General features: G+C 69.8%; 5 protein-coding genes and 1 pseudogene. 2 read left to right on the top strand and 4 right to left on the bottom strand.

Annotation, left to right across the window (positions count from 1 at the left end; genetic code table 11):
• From J5F18_RS16940 to J5F18_RS16925, 4 genes and pseudogenes are all read right to left on the bottom strand, one after another.
• A pseudogene (locus J5F18_RS16940) lies at positions 1–208 on the bottom strand (hypothetical protein); the annotation flags it as partial.
• Between the two features lie 118 nt (positions 209–326).
• Positions 327–1,670, bottom strand: coding sequence for a nicotinate phosphoribosyltransferase (locus J5F18_RS16935; RefSeq protein ID WP_346299709.1), 1,344 nt, complete (start codon positions 1,668–1,670; stop codon positions 327–329).
• The gene (locus tag J5F18_RS16930; protein WP_346299708.1) at positions 1,667–2,239 is read right to left on the bottom strand and encodes an isochorismatase family protein; all 573 of its coding nucleotides are present in this window, start codon (positions 2,237–2,239) and stop codon (positions 1,667–1,669) included. The genes J5F18_RS16935 and J5F18_RS16930 overlap by 4 nt, the downstream gene beginning before the upstream one ends.
• Positions 2,240–2,332: 93 nt before the next feature.
• Entirely contained in the window at positions 2,333–3,268 is a 936-nt protein-coding gene (locus tag J5F18_RS16925; RefSeq protein WP_346299707.1) for a glyoxylate/hydroxypyruvate reductase A, read from the bottom strand.
• Positions 3,269–3,525: 257 nt separating this feature from the next.
• Between J5F18_RS16925 and doeA the strand changes: the two genes are divergently transcribed.
• Together doeA and doeB are read left to right on the top strand one after the other, a co-directional pair.
• Positions 3,526–4,725 carry an ectoine hydrolase DoeA gene (doeA, locus tag J5F18_RS16920; protein WP_346299706.1) on the top strand — a complete coding sequence of 400 codons (1,200 nt, stop codon included), beginning with the start codon at positions 3,526–3,528 and terminating at the stop codon, positions 4,723–4,725.
• A 29-nt stretch (positions 4,726–4,754) separates the two neighbouring features.
• Positions 4,755–5,677, top strand: a 923-nt coding sequence (doeB, locus tag J5F18_RS16915) for a N(2)-acetyl-L-2,4-diaminobutanoate deacetylase DoeB (RefSeq protein WP_346299705.1), incomplete at its 3' end; no start/stop codon positions are given.

Here is a 5,677-nt window from a genome sequence, read left to right as displayed (position 1 = left end):
TAAGCCGGTGGTTGACGCTGGCGCTGGGCCAGCCGCTCACTTCCAGGCGGTAGCGGGCGGCGAAGGGCTGGGGCGTGACGCGCGCGTCCCGCTCGGCCACCGCTTCCACCTGGCGGTAGGCGGGCGCCGGGGCGGCTGGCGCCTCCGCCGCCGCCGCCGCGAGCGGCAGGCAGAATAGCAGGGAAAGCAGCAGGCGTCTGAGGGTCATGGAGAGAGTCCGTCTCGCTGGGCGAATGCAGAGCAGTGGACCCGATCGCCGGGCGCGGGTTCCGGCATGCGGGGTTCTTGCATAGTCTCACCGAGGCTGTCATCCGTGAGCTCACTCCTCACAGCCGGCGCCTGAGTGCTTCTAGCCCGGGGCTCAGCGCCACCGGGTAGGGCGCCTCACCCGGGTCCAGCGCAAGCAGGGCTTCGGGCAGCTTCCCCAGGGCCTCCCGCACCCGCTCGCGGGCGCCGTCGGCCAGCGCCATCTCCTCGGCGACCACCCGGCCGCCCACCACCAGGGGGCGCAGCAGCGGCTCGCCGTCGAGGCCCGGCTCGTCGCGCAGCGCGATGACGTCGCCGGCGTAGCGGCCGTCGTCGCCCAGGCGCCGATAGAGCTGCTTGCCCCCGGGCAGGTTGATCTTGCCGGGGGAGTGCTTGAGCCGCGGCGTGCCGGCATACTCCACCAGCTTGTAGGAGAGGTCGATCACCGGGGCGTCGGTGGCCACGCCCATCTCGGTGCCGACCCCGAAGGCGTCGATGGGCGCGCCCTCGGCCAGCAGCGCCTCGATCTGCCACTCGTCCAGGCCGCTGCTGGCAACGATCTTCACCTCCCGGAGCCCTGCCTCGTCGAGCAGCGCCCGCGCACCCCTGGCCAGCTCGCCCAGATCACCGGAGTCGAGGCGGATGGCGGCGACGCCCAGCGACGGCTCCTCGCGCATGATCTCGATTACCTTGCCGACCCCCTTCAGGGTCTCGTGGGTATCCACTAGCAGGGTGGTCCCCGGGTAGTGGCGGGCGAAGGCCCGCAGGGCCTCGCGCTCGTCATCGTGGGCCAGGATATAGCTGTGGGCCATGGTGCCGCGCAGCGCCAGGTCGTGGCGCAGCCCGCCCAGCACGTTGCTGGTGCCTTCGAGCCCGGCCGCGCGGTAGGCGCGCACCCCGCGCACCGCGGCATCGATGCCGTGCATGCGGCGCAGGCCGAAGTCCACCACCGGCCGTCCTCGGGCGGCCAGCACGATGCGCACTGCCTTGGAGGCGAGCACCGTCTCCGGCTGCACCAGGTTCATCACCAGGCTCTCGAGGAGCTGCGCCTCGGCGATGGGTGCCTCCACCTCCATGAAGGGCTCGTTGGCGAACACCGGGGTGCCCTCGGGCAGGGCCCGGATATCGCCGCTGAAATGCCAGCCCTTCAACCACACCAGGAAGGCGTCGTCGAACAGGCCGGTACCGGCCAGGGCGTCCAGCTGGGCGTCGGCAAAGCGTAGCCGGCTGACCAGGGCGGCGGCATGCTGCTGCCCGCAGGCCAGCATGAAGCGGCGGGGCGGCGGCAGCTTGCGGAAGAACAGGCTGAAGGTGGCCCGCCCATGCATCCCCTCTTTCCAGTAGGCCTGGGTCATGGTCAGTTGGTAGAGATCGGTGAGCAGCACCAGGTCATCGTCGGCGACCGCATAGGGCGCTGGCGTCATGGGACCTCCTCCATCTCTACCCCGGCTTCGTGCAGCGCCGTCAGGGTCTCGTCGGCGGCCTCCGGTGCCACCGCTGCGCAGAGGCTCGGCAGCAGCCGGGTGGCGAAGCCCTCGCGCCGGGCGTCCAGGGCGGTGGCCTTGACACAGACGTCCAGCGCCAGGCCGCAGACGATGACGCGCTCGATGCCCCTCTCCTTCAGGTAGCCGCCGAGTCCCGTGCCGTCGAAGGCCGAGTAGGCGTCGGCGTCGAAGGTGGAGGCCTTGCTGACCCGGATGGCGTCATCGGGCAGGGCGAGTGCCGGGTGGAAGGCGGCGCCCTCGGTGTCCTGCACGCAGTGCACCGGCCAGGGGCCGCCGCGGTGGGCGAAGCTGACGTGGTCCACCGGGTGCCAGTCCCGGGAGGCCACCACCAGGGCCCCCGCGGCCCGGGCGGCGGCGATCTCGGCGTTGATGCCCGGCACTAGTGCGGCGCCACCGGCCACGGCCAGGGCGCCCCCCTCGCAGAAGTCGTTCTGCAGGTCGACGACGATCAGCGCATCCTCGGGGCGGTATTCCGCAGGCGAGCGCATGGGTTTCCTCACGATGTCTGGGTCTCTCTCCCCAGCGTAGGGCCTGGGGCCGCCCCCGGGTAGGGCGTGGGCCACCGGAAGGAGCCCTGGGGATCAATAGCCGGCCTCGGGGTCCACGGTCTCCAGCGGCTCACCGGCCGCGAAGGCGCGCAGCGCCTCGGCCACCTGGTCCAGGGCCTCGCCCAGCGGCGTGGGTCCGGCCATATGGGGAGTGACCCAGACCCGCGGGTGGCGCCATAGCGGGCTCGCCTCGGGCAGCGGTTCCTCGGGGAAGGCGTCGAGAATGGCGCCGCGCAGGCGGCCCTCGGCGTCGCCTTCGCCGAGCGCCTCGAGCAGGGCGGCCTCGTCGATCAGGCTCCCGCGGCCGGGGTTGATCAGGCTGGCCCCCTCGGGAAGCATCGCCAGCGCCCGGGCATCGATGATCCGCCGGGTGGAGGCCGTATCCGGCAGCACCAGCACCAGGGTGCGCACCCGGGCGAGCAGTTCGTCGAGGCCCGCCTCGCCGTGGTGGCAGGTGATGCCCGCGAGCCCCTTGGGCGAGCGGCTCCAGCCGTGGACCGGGAAGCCGTCGGCCGCCACCCTGGCGGCGACCCGAGCGCCGATCGCCCCGAGACCCAGCACCCCCACCGGCCAGTCGGGCTTGTCCACCACGGCGTGCTCGCGCCACTCCCGGGCGTGCTGCTGGCGGCGATAGCGGTCGAAGTCGCGCTGGAAGTGCAGGATCCCGTAGCGCACGTAGTCGCCAATCAGCCCCGCCATGCCGGCGTCACGCAGCTTGACGATGGGCACGCCTTCGGGCAGGCCGGGGTTGTTCAGCAGGGCATCGACGCCGGCCCCCAGGTTGACGATGCCCTTGAGGGCCCTGGGTTCGCGCAGCAGCGTCGCCGGGGGTTTCCAGACCGCCAGATAGTCGGCCTCACGACGCTGCTCTGCCGGGGCCGAGCTGGTGATCACCTCGGCCTCGGGCAGGCGTCGGGCCAGGGCGTCGCGCCATTGTTCGGCGTCGTCGATATGCACCAATACCTTCATGACTCCTCCTTGCGCACGCGTGCGTCCATCATGGAAGTCCTCGCCGCTGTGAACAAGCGGATTGGATGATAAGGAAATGCTTGACCGCCTACCGTGGGTTGGCAGTAACCTCCCTCCATGGGGACCCTCCCCGCTGCCTGGTGCCACTGTGATTGGTCCGCGACCCGTCCAGGCATCCGTCGGTGATCGTCACCCTGGCCGGCCTTCTCCCCCCTGAGAGGGCCGATTTTCTTGTTGTTGCGATGGCGAGTGGCCCAATGACCCAGGTAAACCTGCCCTTCACTCGTGAGGAATACGCCAGCCGGCTGTGGAAGGTGCGCGCCGAGATGGCCAGCCGGGGCATCGACGTGCTGATCATCAGCGACCCCTCCAACATGGCCTGGCTCACCGGCTATGACGGCTGGTCGTTCTACGTGCACCAGTGCGTGCTGCTGGGCCTGGAGGGCGAGCCGGTCTGGTACGGCCGGCGCATGGATGCCAACGGGGCGCTGCGCACCTGCTGGATCGACCCGGACAACATCACCTACTATCCGGACTACTACGTCCAGAACCCCGAGATGCATCCCATGGAGTACCTGGCCCAGTCGATCATGCCGGATCGCGGTTGGCACCAGGGGGTGGTGGGCATGGAGATGGACAACTACTACTTCTCCGCCAAGGCCTACCAGAGCCTGCTGCGCGAGCTGCCCCACGCCCGCTTCATGGACGCCAACTCCCTGGTCAACTGGTGCCGCGCCATCAAGTCGCCCCAGGAGGTCGAGTACATGCGTGTCGCGGCGAAGATCGTCGAGGGCATGCACTCGCGCATCCTCGAGGTGATCGAGCCGGGGCTGCCCAAGAGCAAGCTGGTCTCGGAGATCTACCGGGTGGGCATCGAGGGGTGGTGCGACGAGCAGGGCCGGGTCTTCGGCGGGGACTACCCGGCCATCGTGCCCATGCTGCCTACCGGCAAGGACGCCGCCGCCCCCCACCTGACCTGGGATGACACCCCGTTTCGCAACGGGGAGGGCACCTTCTTCGAGATCGCCGGCGTCTACAAGCGCTACCACGCACCGATGTCGCGAACGGTATTCCTGGGCAAGCCGCCGGCGGAGTTCGTGCGCGCCGAGTCGGCGCTGATCGAGGGCATCGAGAATGGCCTGGCGGTGGCCAAGCCCGGCAACCGCGCGGCGGATATCGCCATGGCGCTGGGCGCGGCCATGGACAAGTACGGCTTCGACCGCGGCGGTGCGCGCTGCGGCTACCCCATCGGCATCAGCTACCCGCCGGACTGGGGCGAGCGCACCATGAGCCTGCGTCCCTCCGACGAGACCATCCTCAAGCCGGGCATGACCTTCCACTTCATGCCGGGCCTGTGGGAGGACGAGTGGGGCCTGGAGATCACCGAGAGCATCCTGATCACCGAGACCGGCTGCGAGACCCTGGCCGACTTCCCGCGCCAGTTGTTTGTGCGCTGAGCCGCTATTACAGAACAAGGAGTTTACCAATGACCAAGCGTCCCAGCCCGATCAGCGCCACCGTCGACTTCGACGCCGACGGCGTCCAGCACGGCTTCCTCAAGCTGCCCATCTCCGTGGACGACTCCGCCTGGGGGGCGGTGATGATCCCGGTCACCGTGGTCAAGAACGGTCAGGGCCCAACGGCCCTGCTCACCGGCGGCAACCACGGCGACGAGTACGAGGGCATCACCTCGCTGCTCAAGCTATCGAGCCGGCTCAAGGCCGAGGAGGTCAACGGCCGGGTGATCATCGTGCCCTGCATGAACACCCCGGCGGTGATGGCCGGCAAGCGCACCTCCGGGCTCGACGGCGGCAACCTCAACCGCAGCTTCCCCGGCGACCCCGACGGTACCGTCACCGAGAAGATCGCCGACTACTTTACCCGGGTCATGGTGCCGATGTGCGACGTGGTGCTCGATCTCCACTCCGGCGGGCGCACCCTGGATATCATCCCCTTCGGCGCCTCCCACGTGCTGGAGAACGCCGAGCAGCAGCGCAGTGCACTCGAGGGGGCCAAGGCCTTCGGCGCCCCCTACGCCATGATGATGTTCGAGCTCGACGCCGCCGCACTCTTCGATACCGCGGTGGAGAGCCAGGGCAAGATCTTCGTCGCCACCGAGCTCGGCGGCGGCGGCACCTCCACCCCCGAGAGCCTGGCGATCACCGAGCGCGGCGTGCGCAACTTCCTGATCCACTACGGCCTGCTCGCCGGCAAGGTGGCGATGCCGAGCGAGCCCCAGGTCTACCTCGACATGCCCGACGCCAGCTGCTATGTGCAGAGCGAGCACGCCGGCGTGCTGGAGCTCTGCTTCGCCCTGGGTGAGCGGGTGGAGAAGGGGGAGGTGGTGGCCCGGGTCTATGACATGACTCGCAGCGGCACCGCGCCGGTGGAGTATCATGCCGGGCGCAG

It is taken from the genome of Halomonas sp. BM-2019 (genome assembly GCF_017584085.1).
This window is presented reverse-complemented; position numbering and strand designations above follow the sequence as displayed.

What these genes read in the sequence shown, in the direction of transcription:
- J5F18_RS16925 (WP_346299707.1), bottom strand. Translation starts at nt 3,268, where the DNA reads ATGAAGGTATTGGTGCATATCGACGACGCCGAACAATGGCGCGACGCC.
- J5F18_RS16935 (WP_346299709.1), bottom strand. Translation starts at nt 1,670, where the DNA reads ATGACGCCAGCGCCCTATGCGGTCGCCGACGATGACCTGGTGCTGCTC.
- doeA (WP_346299706.1), top strand. Translation starts at nt 3,526, where the DNA reads ATGACCCAGGTAAACCTGCCCTTCACTCGTGAGGAATACGCCAGCCGG.
- J5F18_RS16930 (WP_346299708.1), bottom strand. Translation starts at nt 2,239, where the DNA reads ATGCGCTCGCCTGCGGAATACCGCCCCGAGGATGCGCTGATCGTCGTC.